At 39.0% G+C, this 19,378-nt stretch carries 16 protein-coding genes; 6 read left to right on the forward strand and 10 right to left on the reverse strand.

The annotated features are described in order from the left end of the window. Positions 1–106 precede the first annotated feature (106 nt). Positions 107–1,606, forward strand: coding sequence for a hypothetical protein (locus JWR87_RS06925; RefSeq protein WP_297817394.1), 1,500 nt, complete (start codon positions 107–109; stop codon positions 1,604–1,606). Positions 1,607–1,689: 83 nt separating this feature from the next. Here JWR87_RS06925 and JWR87_RS06930 read toward each other — a convergent pair whose 3' ends face one another. The 6 genes from JWR87_RS06930 to JWR87_RS06955 all read right to left on the reverse strand — a co-directional run bounded on the left by JWR87_RS06930 (position 1,690) and on the right by JWR87_RS06955 (position 8,996). Then, a complete protein-coding gene (locus JWR87_RS06930) occupies positions 1,690–2,178 on the reverse strand; it encodes a BON domain-containing protein (RefSeq protein ID WP_297817397.1) in 489 nt (162 codons plus the stop codon). 189 nt (positions 2,179–2,367) lie between these two features. Next, positions 2,368–3,408 carry a YsnF/AvaK domain-containing protein gene (locus JWR87_RS06935; RefSeq protein ID WP_297817400.1) on the reverse strand — a complete coding sequence of 347 codons (1,041 nt, stop codon included), beginning with the start codon at positions 3,406–3,408 and terminating at the stop codon, positions 2,368–2,370. A gap of 53 nt (positions 3,409–3,461) precedes the next feature. Beyond that, on the reverse strand, positions 3,462–3,905 hold the full coding sequence (locus JWR87_RS06940) for a DUF2382 domain-containing protein (protein ID WP_297817403.1): 444 nt from the start codon (positions 3,903–3,905) through the stop codon (positions 3,462–3,464). A gap of 257 nt (positions 3,906–4,162) precedes the next feature. After that, positions 4,163–4,483: a hypothetical protein gene (locus JWR87_RS06945; protein ID WP_297817406.1), complete on the reverse strand. Its 321-nt coding sequence runs from the start codon at positions 4,481–4,483 to the stop codon at positions 4,163–4,165. Positions 4,484–4,876: 393 nt separating this feature from the next. Beyond that, positions 4,877–6,544, reverse strand: coding sequence for a patatin-like phospholipase family protein (locus JWR87_RS06950; RefSeq protein WP_297817409.1), 1,668 nt, complete (start codon positions 6,542–6,544; stop codon positions 4,877–4,879). Positions 6,545–6,845: 301 nt separating this feature from the next. Next, entirely contained in the window at positions 6,846–8,996 is a 2,151-nt protein-coding gene (locus JWR87_RS06955) for a TIM-barrel domain-containing protein (protein ID WP_297817411.1), read from the reverse strand. Positions 8,997–9,415: 419 nt separating this feature from the next. Here JWR87_RS06955 and JWR87_RS06960 point away from each other — a divergent pair, with 419 nt between their 5' ends. Continuing rightward, a complete protein-coding gene (locus tag JWR87_RS06960) occupies positions 9,416–9,733 on the forward strand; it encodes a heavy metal-binding domain-containing protein (RefSeq protein WP_297817412.1) in 318 nt (105 codons plus the stop codon). Positions 9,734–9,795: 62 nt separating this feature from the next. Continuing rightward, positions 9,796–10,338 carry a hypothetical protein gene (locus JWR87_RS06965; protein ID WP_297817415.1) on the forward strand — a complete coding sequence of 181 codons (543 nt, stop codon included), beginning with the start codon at positions 9,796–9,798 and terminating at the stop codon, positions 10,336–10,338. Positions 10,339–10,406: 68 nt separating this feature from the next. Here the strand turns inward: JWR87_RS06965 and JWR87_RS06970 are convergent, their stop codons facing one another. Both JWR87_RS06970 and obgE read right to left on the reverse strand, forming a co-directional pair. Beyond that, positions 10,407–10,820: a hypothetical protein gene (locus JWR87_RS06970; RefSeq protein WP_297817418.1), complete on the reverse strand. Its 414-nt coding sequence runs from the start codon at positions 10,818–10,820 to the stop codon at positions 10,407–10,409. Positions 10,821–11,105: 285 nt separating this feature from the next. Then, positions 11,106–12,104: a GTPase ObgE gene (gene obgE, locus JWR87_RS06975; RefSeq protein WP_297817422.1), complete on the reverse strand. Its 999-nt coding sequence runs from the start codon at positions 12,102–12,104 to the stop codon at positions 11,106–11,108. A gap of 184 nt (positions 12,105–12,288) precedes the next feature. On the opposite strand from obgE, the gene JWR87_RS06980 reads away from it, so the two are divergent. Both JWR87_RS06980 and JWR87_RS06985 read left to right on the forward strand, forming a co-directional pair. Beyond that, a complete protein-coding gene (locus tag JWR87_RS06980) occupies positions 12,289–12,447 on the forward strand; it encodes a hypothetical protein (RefSeq protein WP_297817425.1) in 159 nt (52 codons plus the stop codon). Between the two features lie 510 nt (positions 12,448–12,957). Continuing rightward, positions 12,958–14,511 carry a helicase HerA-like domain-containing protein gene (locus tag JWR87_RS06985; protein ID WP_297817428.1) on the forward strand — a complete coding sequence of 518 codons (1,554 nt, stop codon included), beginning with the start codon at positions 12,958–12,960 and terminating at the stop codon, positions 14,509–14,511. Positions 14,512–14,601: 90 nt separating this feature from the next. Here JWR87_RS06985 and JWR87_RS06990 read toward each other — a convergent pair whose 3' ends face one another. Together JWR87_RS06990 and JWR87_RS06995 are read right to left on the reverse strand one after the other, a co-directional pair. Then, complete coding sequence (locus JWR87_RS06990) at positions 14,602–16,515, reverse strand: ATP-dependent DNA helicase RecQ (protein WP_297817432.1); 1,914 nt, start codon at positions 16,513–16,515, stop codon at positions 14,602–14,604. Between the two features lie 161 nt (positions 16,516–16,676). Next, positions 16,677–18,794: a cation-translocating P-type ATPase gene (locus tag JWR87_RS06995; protein ID WP_297817435.1), complete on the reverse strand. Its 2,118-nt coding sequence runs from the start codon at positions 18,792–18,794 to the stop codon at positions 16,677–16,679. A 135-nt stretch (positions 18,795–18,929) separates the two neighbouring features. Here JWR87_RS06995 and tsaE point away from each other — a divergent pair, with 135 nt between their 5' ends. After that, positions 18,930–19,340: a tRNA (adenosine(37)-N6)-threonylcarbamoyltransferase complex ATPase subunit type 1 TsaE gene (gene tsaE, locus JWR87_RS07000; protein WP_297817438.1), complete on the forward strand. Its 411-nt coding sequence runs from the start codon at positions 18,930–18,932 to the stop codon at positions 19,338–19,340. Positions 19,341–19,378 lie beyond the last annotated feature (38 nt).

The following is a 19,378-nucleotide window of genomic DNA, read 5'->3' on the forward strand; positions in this document are numbered from 1 at the left end:
GTATAATAAGTAGAGGGTCTTTTTCTTTAGTTTAATTTGGCATTTTTCTATTTGAATTTATTCAAAGCCTTGTTCAAACTCTAATAAGACATATTATTACTGCAGCATGAGTCGTCTCTCCATTTCGTTTAAAGCATATCTCATCTCGAGAGAAAACCGGATCTGGCTTTTTTGGGCATCAATTGTAAGCGTTGTTTATTTTATTACACTTCGTTCCATTTACCCTATTCCTAGCTACTACTCAGATTCTTACACCTGGGTCGGCGCTGCTGCAACTGGTCAGCCAGTTACGTTTCGGCCAATAGGATATAGCAAAGCTTTGATGTTTTTCAGACTTCTTTCAACTTCAGATATTGCATTAGTCGCAGGTCAATTTTTTAGTAATGCTATCGTAAACCTGTTCTTGTTTTTTACAGCTAACTATTTTTTAAGGTTTAAGAAGGTACTTAAATGGTTTTTGTTTGTATTGTTAATCATCAATCCCTTCTACCTTTTTTACAGTAATTATGTTTCTTCCGATCCGTTTTTTAATTGCTTGACGGTTCTGTGGTTTACCCTGCTTATCTGGATTTTGCATAAGCCATCCTGGTTCTTAATAATTACTCAGCTACTTGTACTGTTCGCGCTATTTGAACTGCGATATAACGCTATATTTTTCCCTGCTATATCCACCATTGCGTTGTTGTTATCTAAACAGTCTGTCGTAAGAAAAACGGTAAGTATAGCAAGTAGTTTCGTTTTGATTGCTGTTATAATATTTGCTACTACCATTGTAACAAAAAATTATACAGGTACTAAAACGTTTTCAGCTTTCAGCGGGTGGCAGCTTGCGAATAACGCGCTTCATGTAATGCAGCATGATAATATAGATACAAGTACCATAAAAGATAAAGCGGTTAAGGCCCTTGTGGGTTTCAATGTCAAATTTTTTGATACAGCAAAGCAAACCTTTCCAGACTCGGGTGCTACTGCTGTTTTTATGTGGCACATTAGTAGTCCGCTAAAAAAATATATGAATGTTTATCCGGGGAGAAGTAACTTTTATTTTAAAACCTGGAATGCCTTAGGACCTGTTTATAACAATTTTGGCAGGACAGTTATACTACAAAAACCTTTCACCTACATTAAGCACTTTGTACTGCCAAACGTGAAAGCCTTTATGTTACCACCCTTGGAAATGTATGAGACGTATATGGAGAATGGGGATACCATTGCAAGGGTAGCGCAGCGGTATTACCGTTATAAATCCAATAAAAGTCCGCAACATTACCCAACGATTTACGCAGCTGTATTTAAACCTATGCAATACCTTTCTATTATTGTCAATTTCATTTATATACTTTGCTGTGCTGTGTATGTTGTTTCAGGCAAATACAAAAACGAATCCCGTTTGTATAATAAAACACTGTTGTGCCTGACTGCTTTTTACATTGCCAATTTCTTCTTTATTGTCCTGCTGGCACCTTCGGTGATGAGATATAATGTGTTTATAGCAACGCTCTCCTTTCCGATTTTGCTTTACTTATTACAACAGCTGTTTAGTCCGCTACACGCAGAGAGAGCCAGTAAAATTGATAGTAGAGGATCATATAGAAGCGGGGTGTAATTAAAGTGAGAATAAAAGACAGAATCTTTGAAAGACTTTACACGGCCTTTCAAAGATTTTAATATCATGTAGTCGGTTCCCTGCTATTCAACCACCAACTGATTATCTATCCGCTTCGGTCTTAAACCGTTTAAGTCCATCATCATTTGTTGTAAGTCATCTTTGTCTAAATTGCCCCGTACTGTTATAATTCCATTATCTACCTGCGCTTGTACCCTTTTGTATTTTTTTACCACTTTATCTACCTGATCTCTAAGGTCACCGTCTGACGTAACAGTTACATTGTTGGTAATGGTTATGTTATTAATAACATCCTTTACGTCATCAATTTTCTCAACAGCTTTTTCTGCCCTTTCCCGATCTTCTTCGGTTCTGCAATTTCCTATTAAAGTAACTACTCCGTCAGAAACAGATGCACTTACACTTTGAAGCTCCGCGGTATTTTGTGTTATTGAAGAAATTTTAGTTTGTATGGCAGCATCGTTATTGCCGCCTCCACAAGCCACATTACAAAAGCTTATAAAGAAAAAAGCAGTGGCAACTACTAAATAGGAATGTGTAATATTCTTCATAAGTTCATTTTTATTGGTTACAATATGGGTTATTAAAGAGCAATGTTCAATACCATTATTTGTTATGTGAAAACTATTCCAGCTTCTAATAATCTTTTTTCCAAAAAAATTAAAGGCCAAGCTAAAAGTGTAGAAGCAAAAAGAGACTGTTTTAGTACAACAGTCTCTTCTTATTAAAAGCTGATCATTTTAGAAATCCCTGTTTGACCTGTCACTTGAGTCATTCTTCTCAAGATTGGTAACATCAACTTCAGTCTTCCGTACGGTATCGCTGATTGTTTCACTTCTTTCGCTAACATCCTTATTTAAACTTACTTCTTCTACTACACGTGCCTGTTTGCTTACCACAGGTACTTCAGTGCGCTCAATCATTTCAATATCTTTCTCATCAAATGCATTTAAATCAGCTTCTGTAGCAGGTCTGTCAACCCTATTCCTTTCTACATTAACACGCTCTTCTCTTAAGCGTACCGACTCTTCTACGGGTCGCTCTATTATCCGGCTACGTAATCTAACTCCTCCTGATTTGACTTCACGTTTTCCTACTTCAAGATTTTCTTCTATGATCGGAATTTTTGACGTGTCGTCAGTAGATGTTCGATCAGTTCCTAAAAAACCGGCTCCTATGCTGCTGTCACTATCACTACCGGTTGTGCCAGTAAAATCATTACCCGTACCCGAAGTCGAGTTATTGCCTGTGCTACCGGTAGTAAAATCGCTGCCTGTACTCGCATAACCGCCGGCTGTACTTGCGGCACCAGTTAACCCGGCAGAGGTGCCTGTATCAAACGCACCAACGGTATTACTTCTATCGCCAAAGGTGTCAGATGAACTTGCAGCACTGCTATTGCGGCTACCTGAACTAAATCCAAATTCTGAAGCACGTTCGTCCACATTAACGGCTCCGTTATCGTCAAGTATATCTGCTGCTCTATCAGCTTCATCCTCTGATTGAGTATGCACTGTAACTATACATTCGCTACGTGACGCAACGTGAGAATACTTATCGGCATCATCATCATCGTTACCAAAAAGATTTTTAAAGAATTTAGAGACTCCACTTTCATGATCATCACTACTATTTGAAGTAGATGAGTGAGAAGAATGAGACCCGCTTGTATTGTTAGATATGTCAATTCTGTCCCGCGAAATTCCTTCACTAACCAGCTTTTGAACAGCTTGTTGTGCATCTGAAGAATTGTCGAACATGCCTACTACTGTTTGTGCCATAATAGCCTCCTTTTTTTAGTTTTTATAAATATGGGAAAAAATGTGAGTTACTGTTACCGGGGTTCAGGTGGGATGATTTCGGTCCTTTCAACTTGTACTTCTTCACTTCGTACAACAACTTCCCTGGTTTCTGTATGTGCTTGTTTATTTTTAATAACATGAATTTCTTCTACCAGCATTATTCGCTTTTCTACAACTGCTACCTCCTTCAACACAGGAATAATCATAACGTCGCCTTCGTATCTTACACGGGTAGGAACAACGTCTACTATTTCATTTTTGGGAACTCGTTTAACTACAATCTCCTCGCTGGATAAAGGAATTTCGACTAACTCTGTTTTTTGGTGTACGGTTTTGGAAACCCGTACACGCGCTTTTTCGATAATTTTTTTAGTTATCTCAACTTTCTCTTCAATAATGGGTATAACCTTCTTTTCCTCTTGAAGATTTGCATTCAAATTATTCTCTTGATTTGGCTTTTCGTTAAAGCTATTCATAGGAGAAACCGATGAAAAACTATGCCATTAACACAACGACTTGATAAAGTTGCGATTAGAAATTAGGGAGCTGAAAAGGCGTAGTTGGGAAAGTGTAGAGAATTTAAGACATAAGAATAAACAACGCATGCTACCGTTGATAAAAGGCGGAACATTAAGGGTGGCACAGGTAACGGAATTGGACCGCAATTATTAGTTAGTAAGAAGGCTCTTACCGACTATACCAGAAGCATTAACTGGTGCGAATGGAATTATTATTAATTAAGTTTCTGTTGACTTTTTACGCCAGCTCTCAAATGTTTAAGAATGAAACTTCTTCTTTCAAAGAAGATGACTACGTCGGAAAAATTTGGAGTAAGCGTTTCTCCTTCGGCTAGAACCAGGGCTTTTCTTCCTGCTATTACCTGGAAAATGTGATTAATAATAGCCCATTTTGATTTATAGCTCAAAGGTTCTTTGGTATCGCTATAAACCAGGTAGTTGATGTCGTAAATAATTTTGTTGAGGACATATTTTTTGCTGCTGGCCCGAATAAACTTTTTGCTAAGCTCATTGGCTACACTTGTAAAATTTGACATGGGATAGAGGGTTAGTTTGGTTAATGGTCCTTTTAAAATAATTCGCTTTCTGTAACTGGGCCTTAAAAATGATTAAGGAACTAATACGGAAACGAACCTATTGAGCAAATAGTATATATTTCTCAAACTGCCTTGTTTAGTTGCTATACGGTAACCCCCTGATATGCTTTCAAACAACCATGTAGTTGTCGGGTTGAATATCCGTTAAAAAGTGAAGGCGAAGCTTTGCAAGGTTTTTTGTAAGTAAAAGCAACTGCTGATAAGAAAATTAATTGTTGAAGTGAGTGACACAACGATGTATAGAATAATTCGTGAAGTTTGTTCCAAAAAAATATTCCCAGCAGGTAAAGTTTTAAAGTAAGCTAGAGCTTTTCAGTTAATAGTGCAAGCAGCTTACTTAAGTACCCCGTGTTCGCGGAGAGACGTTTTGATCTTGGTCATAAAATAGTTCGTTATTTGGCGATTTATTAAAATTTTCGCTCCTATCCACAAAAGAAGAGTATTAAGGCGGCTAAGGCTTGCCGCATTTAATATAAGTGCCTGCACCCGTTTTTTAATCATTGGTCTAAACCGCTCTACCATTTTATTTGTAACAGTCGGCCAGTTGGTACCATTTGAGAACTTGGGTATAGGAAAATAGTGATCACCCGGCTTAGGTGAAAAAATGGGTATGATTTGAATTTTTCCATCTTCGGCTTTAAACAATTCCTTGTTAACTCCTTCGTACCCGTTTTTAAAGATTTCGTGGTTTTCTGCCGCTGCCAACGGGATGGTGAAATAATTTCTTAAAAACATTTCGCAATTAAACCTTCCCAAAAAATAATCGTGCACCCTAAACTCTTTACTAACAAAACCTCCGAAGCCGCTAAACGATCCACATGCAATAGCGGTGTCTCCGGCAAAACTTCTATTTTCTCCATTTTTAGAAATCGTCCTTGTAGGAGCGATTATAAATTGGCCGGCTTTCGTAACATCCATCGCATCGGTAAGATTAACTGGCTTAGCACGCATTTGGTCGAGGAAAGAGCCTAATATTTTTTGTGCTACTTTAAAGATTTGTTTATCTGCCTTAAACTCGTCTGGCTTTTTACTTGGAAAAGGATCTATCATTAAAACCGTACTTCTAAATTTATTGAAGTCCTGGTATTCCTCTTCGTTGTCCTGCTTGGTTTTATCTATCAATACATCTCTTACTTTTTCAAAAGGCTCGTTGTTTATAACACCTCCATCGATGTTGAGGCTTTCGTAGGTTTCGGTTGTTATAGGAAACTTTTCGGTAATCTCCTTACACCAGGGGGATTGATTCAAATATTTCGCCTCTCGTACCAGCGTGCGCGATGTAAGACCCACAGGAAATGCACCGGTTGCCATTGCTGCATCTATGGCAATGGAGGTATTGACGTCGTTTTTGAAATCGAGAGGCATCCAACCCTCTGCATCATTGTCTTCTAATATAAAACAGGCGTAATCGTTATGAACGTTCATATAGTACTTGCCTGAGTTTTCCATTGCATTGAAAGCGATGTTGTACCCGAAGCCGCGTAAATTGGTTAGCGTGGAAAAGACCTTTAAGTTTTTGCTGAAAAAGGAAGGTGTGGGCAACCAGCGATTTTTATCGGCCCTTAATACCTTATTGGCAATTTTATCGATAAAAGAGGAATTTAAGAGCGAGGTAATATTGCCTTTTTTAATGTCGGAAGTATCGAGCAACATTGGAAACATTTCTGCACAAACGAGGTCGACCCACGCATGATACAGTTTATTTTCCGGGTGCTCCTCAAGCAGGTCTTTTGACGGCTTTGTAATATGAACTATGGGGTTGTTGATAACCGATGCTGTTATGATGCCTGTCATTCCTCCGGCAGAGGCTCCGCCTATTACAGGTATCACTACGTTATGCATTGGTGTGCCCGGAACTTTTTCGTCTTTTCTTTTTTGCCATTCTTCCAGTGCTTCTAATAAGTAATCTATTACGCCGGCAGTATAGGCGCCGGCTGACACAGCTCCTGCCATACAAAGGCCAACATAGAAGTTTTGATCGGGAGAGGAGTTTTCGGGCATGAAGAATATTTTAGGCTTGAAGTTTACTGTTTAATTAATGTATGGCTAAACCACAATAGGGGTTTTATAACTTAACCTTTTCGGTATTTTTCTGGTGCTTTTCGTGAATTGCTCGGTGTTGGGGTAGGCCAAAATTTTTCCTTCATCAAATTACAAATACTTTCACCGTTTTGGATAGGCAGGGAGTATTATTTTGAATATTGAAAGAAAGTTTAGATACGTTAATTTACGAACGAGCTTTAATAATCTTTCAGGGACATTTTTTAAAAACAAAAGTTATTTCAACCCAGCAATACTTTAGCTAGTCGGCAACCTTTTGCCATTCAACAATTTTATACAATTCTTTTTTAAAGCTTCCCGTACGGGTTGAGGTTCCGTTTGTGTTTTTCCAGGAGAGATGAAGCCAGTTGTATTGACCTTTCTCGAAGTTGTTATTCGTGCTGTTGTCCTCAAACAGCTTCACCGTAGCAGTTGGATTTCCATAAATTTTACAAGACACATTAAAAACAGTAGCAGGTGTAACGTATTCAACTGGTTCAGCAAGTGGTAATAGCGTGTTGTCTTTAACAAACATTGGAATTTGATCAAGAGTCATTGAGATTTTGTACGATCTGCCTCCCTCGTACTTTTTGTTGGTGTTATAGTCGTACCAGTTACCGGCCGGAAGATAAACAGATCTTTCTGAGGAACTATCTATAAAAGGGGCACACAAAAGGCTTTCACCCATCATGTATTCATCATCTATTTTCCAGGTGTTTTTGTCGGTAGGATAATCGAGTATTAATGCCCTGAAAGGAGGTGTGCCTTCATAATGATATTTAGCAAACGCTGCATACAAGTAAGGCAACAAGCTCATCCGTAATTGAATTAACTTCTTGGCCTTCTGCTCCAGGTCTTTATAATTTGGAAGTAGTTCGTGGGCGCTGTTTTTCTCAATATTATATTGTAACCAGGGGGGCAAATTCAAATACCAGCAGTTTACTACCATATGAGACGACATCAGAATCGTTTGTAGTCGTCTTATTAAATCAGCGTCATTGGCAGTCTCCCTTATTTCAGGTGACCAGTTAACGCCCGAAAAACCGGAATTAGCAACCATTCTTACAAAATCAGAATGGCTATACATATCCGAATACAAAGCTGAAGTATACGGTGCAGCATACAGGTGCGAAGCACGTACATCAAACATGGTGCGCATATTGTTTTTGCGATACAGGTTTAGCATGGTTTGCTGGTACAGCAATCCATACAATTGCCGCATGTGTTCACCATCCACACCAGACGGAAAAGTAGCTATGTCAGGGAAACTCCATTCGCGGTCGGCCTTGTTGTAATCTGCAGCATCGCACTCATCCAGTTTGAAAGATGTAATACCTTTTTTTACAAATTCATTCTCATGGTAGTCTCCAAAAACCTTACGTCCACCGGCAGAGATAAAATCGGGTACAGCGCCGCCCCAAACAGTGTAGTTAGATGAATAAGGAGCAATCTTTTCAAATATGGGTGAAGTGGGATGGGTGTAGGCATGCTCCCAAAGGTTCAACTTAAACCCATTGTTACTCATCTTGCTAATAAATGAGTCTGGCACCGGGAAGTTTTTAGGGTTCCAGGCAAAGGAGCAAGAGTAAGATGCTGTTTGCCATCCCGGCTCTAGTCCCATCATATCGCAAGGGATATCATTATCCCTAAAGTATTGTCCCGTTTGTTCTATTTGTTTGTCAGTAAAAGTTGCTTTAGCCCTGTACTTAAATCCTAGTCCCCACAAAGGAGGAATGCCACCACCACCAGAGAAAAGATTATAACGTTGCATTACCTGCATCATGTCAGGACCCGCAAAAACATATATTTCAATTCCCTTTGTACCTTCTATTTGTATAGCTACTTCGTTTGAGGGGGTTACAGCCTTGCCGTATAAATTAACTGTGCTCAGCTCTATTTTTTGTTCCCTTGGGTTTAGTTTTTTGTTCCGCACACGTTCATCCAGCTTGCCTTTTGAAGCCATATAGAAAGTAACATAACGGGAAGAGTTAACGACCACACCATAACCCTTTGTTGAGATATAAAAAGGCATAGGTGCATGACCAAATCCAATATTACCAACGATCCAGCTATTGGTACGTATTTCACGACGCATTCCCGTTTGATCAAAAGTGTTTGTTTGAAGTCCAAAGCCATAAAACCTTTCTGAAGTATCTATCTTAATTTCAGCCAAAACCCCTTTTGCCATCTGGGAAAAATGAATATTTTTTACATCGATGGGGGGAGTGGCCACCTGCTGCATCTTGTTTAGTCCTTCGGTTGCAGGTGGATTTTTAAACGTTGTAGGTAAGTACTTCTCAGGAGTACCATAGGTTATCTTCCAAATCCCATTCGCAATTTTTTGTATGGTTTGTGCCCCACTAAACTGAAAGTTGGCGAACAAAATAACAATAAGAAAAAAGTTTTTTTTCATAGGAGTATTTCCTTTAAAAGAAATAAAAGCACCGAACTCGTTAGTTTTCAACAAATAGCTAAATAACTGCGCCCATAACATATTGAAGCTATGATACTGACAAAGTAATGAATGATTAATAAAGGCAAGTAAATTTGATGGACGCTGTAAATAAATTGCAGAATTTATTCAACAAACTTCTACTATTGCGAGTAAGAATTTGGTTACAAACATTTGTATTTTATGCATCATTCTTGCGTCGCATTTCGTTCATCCCCACATCCATAAGCAACTTTTTCTACGATATATTATTTTCCCACCTAACCTGGTCGCGTCCTCCTATAAAAAAACTTAGTTTTACTAGTAGCCACAGATGTTGGTATTCAAACGCCGAAACCAATAAATCTTATAAGTACATTCAATCTTAAATAATAATTTTTATGATTACAACGACAACGCCTACTATAGAAGGGCAGCCAATACAACAGTATCTCGGCATTATAAGTTCGGAATCAATTATTGGAGCAAATATTCTTAAAGATGTGTTGGCTGTCTTTCGCGATATAGCGGGTGGAAGAAGCGCGACTTACGAAAAAGTAGTGGACGAAGCCAGAACAAATGCGATAAATGAATTGATTAGAAAAGCGCAAAGTATTGGAGCTAATGCAATCGTAGGCATAAACCTGGACTTTGAAACGGTAGGCACAGGAAGCAGCATGTTAATGGTACTGGCTACAGGCACAGCAGTAAGAATTTAAAAGCAGGTGCCATCAATAAGTGGGAAGTTTTTTAAAATAAGATCAAATTAGATAGTAAATAGATGAGTAGAGCTTTTACGGTTTTTGTTCTCTTATTGCTTTTTTCATGCAATGCACAAGATGTTGCTACAATTGAAAAAGCAGATAAGAGAGAGCCAAAAAATGAAACGGAAGAAAATATTTATCGGTCAGGAGATAGTATGTTGGCAGCGTTTAGAAGAAAAGATTGGGGCTCGTTTGTGAAATATAATCATCCAAACATGACTAGCCGGATGGGAGGAGCTGAAGCATTTGCATCATTCATTACAATGCAGATGAAGCAAATTCCAGATACGGTTGTTAAAAGTATAACAATAGGCAGCCTACTGCAGGTAGTGACAACCGATAAAGACGTGCAATGTGTAGTAGAACAACATATGAAGATGGAGCAGCAGGGCACAACGTTAGATAAAACAACTTACCTGATTGGCGAGTCATTAGACAATGGAAAAAGCTGGACCTTTTTTGATGCCTCAGCCAAAACGGGCTTGTTGCCTAAAGACATAAAGCCGGACTTAAGTGACGACTTGAAAATACCTGCTGTTAGAAATGAGATAAATCAGTAAAGCCCTCCGGAAGAGGGCTTTATAAGGGAAGTTTTCAAAGTATTAGGAATGGCTCATATAGTTCATTATTAAATTCCTTTCACAATAAATTCTTCAACAGTTCTTACCTGGGTGTTAATTTGAAAAGCTTGTGTAATTTTCTCCTTACCCGCGGTTATTAAAAAGGTAAGCTTAGAGTTTTCGGGAAATTCGGAAAACAGCATTGTTTTGTTTAAAGGGGCAGCGTCGAATTTGCTGGCGTAAATTATCTGGTCCTGATCATTCCTGACGGTCAGTTGAAAAGGCTGAGATAAATCATTTTTGTAGTTAACAATGAAGACTAATTTTTTGTCTCGTAGCCCCTGGTAGGTAACCTCTACTCCTTTAACGGTTGTACTGTCGGGAAGCGCATAGGTTTTTTGCGCAAAAGTGCAAGAGACTAACACAGCAAATAAAAATGTAAAGACCTTGGTTGAAATTGCTTTTGTTGATTGCTTTTTCATAATTGTTATGTTTAAACGTGATAAAAAAACTTGGGACAGCAACCGTTTAAACAAGCAATGTTTTATAGCAATCTGTTAGAAGAATCGGGAGGAAGCAACCGGAGGATAGTTTCATTTAAAAGCTTGTGAAAAGCTTTTTGGCGTTGTTGAAACAAAGATAAGAGAGAAAATTAGAAAGCAATAAATCTAATATTAAGGAATTGTTACTTTCTTTTACTCTTACTAGTCAACGCTTTACAAACTAACGTTCGTTATTTTGTACTTTAGGTTTTTACCTTTGACTTTTTATACTGGTTTGTTCAGGGTGTTCCATAAAAGATCTTTTAACTCTGTAAGTCCTTTTTGAGTTACGGATGATATAAAAATATGCGGGATATTATCAGGCAATTCTTTGGTAATTTCTTCCTTTAACTCATCATCAAGCATATCGCTTTTGCTAATGGCAATAATGAAATCTTTCTGAAGCAATTCAGGGTTGTATTCTTCGAGTTCATTATGCAGGATATCAAACTCCTTGCGATGACCTTTACTATCTGCAGGAATTAAAAACAATAAGCAGGCATTCCGCTCTATATGTCTTAAGAACCGATGCCCCAGGCCTTTGCCTTCTGCAGCACCTTCAATAATACCTGGTAGATCAGCAATACAAAAGCTTCTTCCATCGCGGTATTCAACCATTCCTAATTGCGGTGTTAGCGTAGTAAATGCATAGTCAGCAATCTTTGGCCGTGCAGCAGTAATTACGGACAATAAAGTAGATTTTCCTGCATTAGGAAATCCAACCAGGCCAACATCTGCCAACACTTTCAGCTCAATTACTTTCCATCCTTCAACGCCTTCTTCTCCCGGCTGGTGATGCTCAGGCGCCTGGTTTGTAGGTGTGGCAAAATTTGAGTTGCCCAAGCCACCCCGCCCGCCTTTAAGCCAGATCACTTCCTGGCCGTCTTCTAATATTTCAGCATCTACTTTACCGGTTTCTTCATCTTTTGCAACAGTACCTAACGGCACTTCGATAATCACATCTTTACCTTCGCGCCCCGTACAATTATTCTTGCTGCCGTTCTCGCCATCGTCGGCTAGTACGTTCTTGTAGTATCTCAAGTGCAGCAACGTCCACAACTGTTTGTTTCCTCTTAGAATAATGTGTCCACCACGGCCACCATCACCGCCATCAGGTCCGCCCATTGCCGTTAGTTTATTTCTCATGAAATGTCGGCTTCCTGCACCGCCGTGTCCGCTCTTAGCAAAAATGCGGATGTAATCTATAAAATTTGACTTTTCCATTCTCGGTAAAGATAAGATCGGGAAGGCGTTGATCAACTTGGTCACAAAAGATTGGCAGGAAATTGTTGAATGGGAAGACAAACTACTGAACCTTTAAAGTGCTATTAGTTGTCGGACAGTTATTCTGTAAAAGGCACAATAATAGCATTGCAGAGGGCTATAAAAGACAATAGGGTAGAAGGTGGTGATCCATTATTCAGATAGTGGAGTGCAGTATTGCCCTAAATACACGTCTATCCTTACAAAGAAGAAAGCGGTGATAAGCATGACTGAAAGTGGAAGTGCGTACAAGAATGCAGTGGCAGAAAGAGTAAATGGAATATTGAAAACAGCATTACTATAAGAAATACAAAGATTGGCAGGAAGCCCGAGCAGCTATAAACAAAGCAATTCCATATTTATAACAATAAGCGCTGGTATATAAGAATAGAAATGATGACACAGCATAAAGCCCACTGCAAAAAGGTGAACTAAAGATGTTGTGGGAGAAAAAAGAATATAACCGTAAAAAGAGGCAGAGTCTTGCGCTGTTAATTGAGCCGTCTCAGCCTCTTTAAACTATCTTGCAAAACATATTACAAATAAAATCTGTATACCTATTTTAGGGACAACTCAAAATTCCAAACGGGCTGCTCGATAATTGTTACAGCTTTAAATTTGTAAACTATTCAGGGAGAAGACAACGTAATTGGGGTTTATTGTAATCTTATGAAACGAGTAGGGCCGTGATAGCGGAGACTGTGAAGAGTAGAAATAAAAAAGTACAAGAGTGCGACGCAAGAGTGGCGATACTAATTGAAATGTTTGTTCCAAAAAATTGCGTTCGCACTTATATCAAAAAAAAATTCTTTCGATGGCAGATAAGCAAAAATTTATAGAGGCAATAAAAACGGGTTACACTTTTAAGGGAGAGGCTATAAAAATTGGCAGAGCAATGCTTGATGGAGAAGTTGTGCCAGATGCGGATGTTTATGTACCACTAAAGACAATGAACAGACACGGGTTAATCTCGGGGGCTACAGGAACCGGTAAAACAAAAACGCTGCAAATGATTAGCGAGGGTTTGAGTAACGCGAGTGTTCCGGTTTTGTTAATGGATATAAAGGGAGACTTAAGCGGGATTGCCATGCCGGGGTCTTCAAACACAAACATTCTTGAGCGTTGCGGAAAGTTAGGCGAAACGTATACACCAACTAACTATCCGGTTGAACTGCTAACGTTAAGCAATGAAAAAGGTGTAAGGCTGAGGGCGACAGTGAGCGAATTTGGACCTGTGTTACTGTCGAAAATATTGGGGCTTAATGATACACAAGCGGGGCTGGTGGCGATGATTTTTAAATATTGTGACGACAACAAATGGCCGTTGCTCGATTTAAAAGATTTTATTAAAGTATTGCAATATGTTGGTAACGAAGGCAGGGCTGAAATTGAAAAAGATTACGGCAAAATAGCAACTACCACAACCGGTACGATTTTGAGAAAGGTAGTGGAGCTGCAACAACAAAAAGCCGACATTTTTTTTGGAGAAAGAAGTTTTGAAGTTGAAGACTTGATGAAAATAAGCGACGACGGAAGGGGCATGATAAACGTGTTAAGGGTGACCGACCTGCAAGATCGTCCGAAGCTATTTTCGACATTTATGCTCCAAATGCTGGCAGAATTGTATGCGATCAGTCCGGAAGAAGGTGATCTTGATAAACCAAAACTGGTGATGTTTATTGATGAAGCTCACCTGATTTTCCAGGAGGCGAGCCAGGCATTGATGCAGCAAATTGAAACCGTTATCAAGCTAATCAGATCAAAGGGAATTGGAATTTTCTTTGTCACCCAAAATCCGATGGATGTACCGGCAGGCGTGTTAAGCCAGTTAGGTATGAAAGTTCAGCATGCGTTAAGGGCATTTACCGCAGTTGATAGAAAAGTGATTAAACAGACTGCTGAAAACTATCCTGAAACTATTTTTTATGAAACAAATGAACTGATAACCCAAATGGGTATAGGTGAAGCCTTCATTACAACGCTAAATGAAAAGGGTATTCCTACACCACTTGTACATGCTATGCTTGCCCCCCCGCAAAGCAGGATGGATGTGTTGACCGATGAAGAAATGGATACGATTGTTGGTGAAAGCAAGCTTGCTGCTAAGTACAATAAGTCGGTTGATAGCGAAAGCGCGTATGAAATATTAACAGCTAAACTGGAAGAGGCTGCAGAAAACACCAAAGAACAGGAGGAAAAGAAAAAAGAAGCACAAGCAGAGAAACGAAGTGCTAAAAAAGAGGAAGGGTTTTTTGACAGCCCATTGGTAAAAAGCGCGGGAAGAACTGCAGCAAATATTATAACACGAAGTTTGCTGGGTGCCCTTGGCCTGGGTGGAAGAAGCAGAAGAAGTAAAAGTTGGTTTTGATATATAGGTTGCCACGTTTAGTTATATATTTTTTCAATTCTACCAATTCTATTACCTCTGGCGGCCTTGATAAAGCTTCCGCATAGTTGTTCAAATTTTTTTTAAAACTGGTGCTACCAGTCCTTTCTCATTTACTATAACTTTTCCTTCCTGCTGCAGGTAATCTAAAACCTTCCAGATCTTATCTTTTTTAAAACCGTTTAGTTTTTCCAGAAGTTGTTGGATGGCAGTAGGATTTTCTAAAATTGCTAAAATCTTATTGCTGATAGTTCCAAACTCTTCAATTGATAGAGGAAGTTTTTTTTGCTGCAAACAAACATCGCAGGAGCCACACCTCTTCATGTCTACATCACCAAAATATCTTCCGATATATTGGCTCCGGCAATCCCGTTCTAACAACACATACTTTTCCATTGCATCAATTCTTAATTGATATTGTTGCTTTCGCTTAAGATATGCTTCATGATGAAAAGTAAGGTGCTCGGCAGGTGCACGGTTTTGCAGGAGAAATATTTGAGGCGTTTCTTTTTGCGGTTTATAATTAACAACACCAAAAGCTTGTAACTCCTTTAATTGATCTGAAAGTTCTTGAGCAGGTAATTTGGTTAACCTCGATATCAATTTTTCATTAATCGATACTTCATTATCGAAAACACCTTCGTAGCTGCGGAGCAAATATTTGATCAGGTTTTCAAGTGGAGGATGAGAATTTTCGAATTGAAGGAGGTTTTCTTTAGTGCAAGTGAAACCAACTTTTGCGGGTATAAAAACCTGTTCGTTAAAACTAAGAATGCCTTCCTGTTCTAACGCTTTAATGGCATTGATGACCAGGAAAATATCGAGTTTAAAGTTGAGAACGAAGTCGTTTAGATTGAAGTCGTAATACATTCCTTCGCCACCCCCTACCGGTATTTGCAGGTGGTTTGCAAGCGCTTGATAAACTTTTTTAATTTCAATTATGGAAGGATATTTCTGTTCAGGCAACTTCTTTAAATCCTCGACTTCATTTTGCGTACACAATAAAACAGCAAACGCCCTCTTGCCATCTCTTCCGGCACGTCCGGCTTCCTGGTAATAGTTCTCCAGGCTATCGGGAATATCGATATGCACTACGACTCTTACATCAGGCTTATCTATCCCCATTCCAAAAGCGTTCGTTGAAACAATTACCCTTGTTCTGTTTTCAATCCAATCTTCCTGCTTTTCATTTCGTTCATCTTGTAACAAGCCCGCGTGGTAGTAGCCAGCAGAAATATTATTTAGCTTTAGAAGGTTAGCGAATTCTTTTGTCCTTTTTCTGTTACGGCAATAAACAATTGCGCTTCCCGGTACTTTTTGTAAGATTTCAAGCAGCTTATTAAACTTGCTTTCGGCCTTAAAAACACTGAATGAAAGATTGGGTTTTTCAAAAGATTGCCTGAAAACGTGTTGCTTTTTAAAATTCAGCTTATCACAAATGTCCTCTTGAACAATTGGTGTTGCTGAAGCAGTTAATGCAAGCACAGGCACAGTAGGAAATTCTTTACGGACGCCTGCAATACGTAAATAAGGTGGGCGAAAATCGTAACCCCATTGAGAGATACAATGGGCTTCGTCGATAGCAATAAGGTTTAAATTAAATGCAGGTAGATATTCTTTAAAAAGGTTTGTCTCTAGTCGTTCGGGCGAAACGTACAAGAATTTATACGGACCAAATGCTGCATTTTGTAACGTTTGCTTTACCTCGAAATACGTCATGCCACTGTGAATGGAAAGTGCGGGGATATTTCGCTTCTTCAGGTTTTCCACCTGGTCTTTCATCAAGGAAATGAGAGGGCTTATGACAAGGCACAACCCTTCTTTAGCTAAAGCAGGAATTTGAAAGCAAATTGATTTACCCCCACCTGTTGGTAGTAGTGCCAACACATCTTTACCATCCATTACAGCATTGATGATTTCTTCCTGCAAAGGGCGGAAGAAATGGTGTCCCCAATATTGTTTCAGTATTTCTTGTGGTAAAGGCAAAAAGGTAAATTGATTTAATATTTGGCGGAGTTTCCACTTCGACCATTATGCAATTTACCTTCTAATGGTGGTAAGCTAAATCATAAAAGTTTGTTTTAGAAAAATCGCGCTGATTAATAGCTGTGAAGGCGGCAACTACTAAAAGTGGTTGTTTATAAAACTCAAAGTACTTTCTTCCATTTCAACCATAAAGAATTTGCGGCCAATACCACATCACTTAAACCCATAACTAAAGCACCGGCGGTGGGAGTAAGTAAGCCAACAGCAGCAATCGGTATAGCAATAATATTGTATAGGAAAGCCCAGAATAAATTACCTTTTATAGTGCCATAAGTATGCTTTCCTAGTTGTATTGCCATTGGCAGCTTTTTTAGTCCACTATCCATCAAAACCACAGAAGCACTTTGAATTGCTAACTGCGATGCTTTGCTTAAAGAAATACTGATGGTTGCTTTTGCAAGGGCGGGTGCATCATTAATACCATCACCAACCATCACAGTCGGTTGTTCTTTCACAAGTTGTGCAATCTTTTCAAGTTTTTGTTGCGGTGTATTTTCGGCAAAGAATTCGTCAATTTTAAGTTGATCTGCAATTTGTTTTGTTTTTGCATTAGAGTCACCGCTTAATAAAATTGTTTTGATCCCCTTTTTTTTGCAAAAGCCTATTACGTCCGCGGCCTCGGGTCGAAGTTCATCTGCTATATCTATCCACCCAAGTGCCTTGCCGTTCTTGGTTACATATAAATGATGGCCATCGTCAACAATAGCCGGATCAATTTTCGAAGAACCGATGGAATAAAGATTTCCTGCTTTGTCTTCGGCTTTCAGTCCGAGACCTTTTATCTCTTCCGTTTTCTTCCATCTTATCGGTTTATTAACTTTCCATGCATCAGAAATACTTTTTGCAATTGGATGATTTGACATGTTTTCTAGCGAAAAAACAATTCTTCTAAATTCTTCCTCGTCTATTAAAGACTTAAAACTGGTGATGCTAAATTTTCCATTTGTAAGTGTTCCGGTTTTATCAAATACTATTTGCTTAATGTTTCGAAATAACTCCATACTTTTTGCATCGGTAAACAATATGCCTTCTTTAGCAGCTCTGCCCAAACCAACAGCAATAGCTGCTGGCGTTGCTAACCCCATAGCACAAGGACACGATATAACCAACACTGCAATAGCTCTCATCAGGCTTTCCTGGAAAGTAGTTTCAACAAAAAAGTAATTAATTGCAAGCGTAAGCAGGGAAATAGAAATGACTACAGGAACAAATATTGCTGCAATTCTGTCCACCAGCTTCTGCACGGGCGGCTTTTGATTTTGGGCCTGTTTCATCATTTGTACAATACTATTAAGCACTGTTTCATTTCCGGTAGCGGTTACATAAGTTCTAACAGTACCATTAGAAATGGCGCTTCCTCCAATCAGTATATCATTTTGCTTTTTAAATACAGGAACACTTTCGCCTGTTATAATGGCTTCGTTTACTTCGGCCTCGCCACTTAGAATTTTACAATCCATTGGTACCTGCTCGCCTGTTTTTATCAACAGCAGGTCGCCAACTTTTAGAAAGGTATTTTCTATAGGAAAAATATTTTCGTTGTGTTGATCATCGTACGCAATCATGTTCGCCATTACCTTTTCATTTCGGGTAAGTTCTTTAATTGCCTTTTGGGTTTTTTCTATAGAAAGGTCCTCAAGCCAGTTACCAAAAAATACGATGTTTATAATAGACGCAGCCGTTTCGAAGAAAATTTTGGAAGGATCCAGGGTAATTAATCCGATGAGACTATAGACAAAAGCAGCAGTAGCTCCCAGGGCTATCAAGACGTTCATATTTGGTACCCCCGATCTCAAACTATTAATCGCGCTTTTCCCGAAATAACCCATGCCTACAATAAATACTGGCAGACATAGTGCCATCTGTGTTACAGGGTTGTGCAAGAGATGCAACTGTAGCGACATGCCCATATGCCCTAACATCAATAACAAAGTAAAGGGAAGGCAGAACCAAAACTTCTGGAGATGAGTCTTTAAGAATTTTTTTGATGGTACTATTGTTGTTTCCGAATCATCTGCCTTAACTGTATATCCTAATAACTCAATATTTTTTTTCGCTTTTTCAAGATTTCCACCTGCTGATGCCGTTTCAAATACCACCTCTCCACTAATTGGGTTAACTAAAATCTCCTGCATTCCCTGCTTTTGTAACACCTTGTTTACACTTAACGCACAATTACTGCATGTCATCCCCTCCACTTTCCAATTTACTTTTTCCATCTTAATACGGTTATAGTCTGTCTTGATTGCAAAGTTACTTTATAGCAATCTCCTACCCGTTTTATCGAAGGTGCTATCTTTACTACGTTGTTGCAATTCAGTTAGAAATTGCAGCGATTTGACAATCCCTTATAGATGCAATTAACTTTTACATTATCAGAAATCAGGCAAGCAGCAGAAAAAGTGTTTGAGATTGGGAAAGACCGAAAGGTTTGGGCAATACATGGCGAAATGGGTGCCGGGAAGACAACGTTTATTCACGCTCTCTGTGAAAACCTGCAAATCTCCTCTGCTTTCGGTAGCCCTACTTATTCTATAATCAACGAGTATAAAAGCGAAAAGGTAGGGCAGATCTATCATATGGATTGGTACCGGTTAAAAGACGAAGACGAAGCATTACAGGCAGGTGTAGAAGATTGTTTATTTAGCGGAAGCTTTTGTATGGTAGAATGGTCTGAAAGAGCGCCAGCTTTGTTGCCCGCAGATTGTCTTCATATTTCAGTATGGATAGTTGATAAACAAACAAGGCAGCTTTCTTTAAAATAGAACACCTGTTATGATCTTTGTTACAAAACCATGGGCGT

The organism is Segetibacter sp. (assembly GCF_025963695.1).
In the GTDB taxonomy this organism is placed as follows: Bacteria; Bacteroidota; Bacteroidia; order Chitinophagales; family Chitinophagaceae; genus Segetibacter.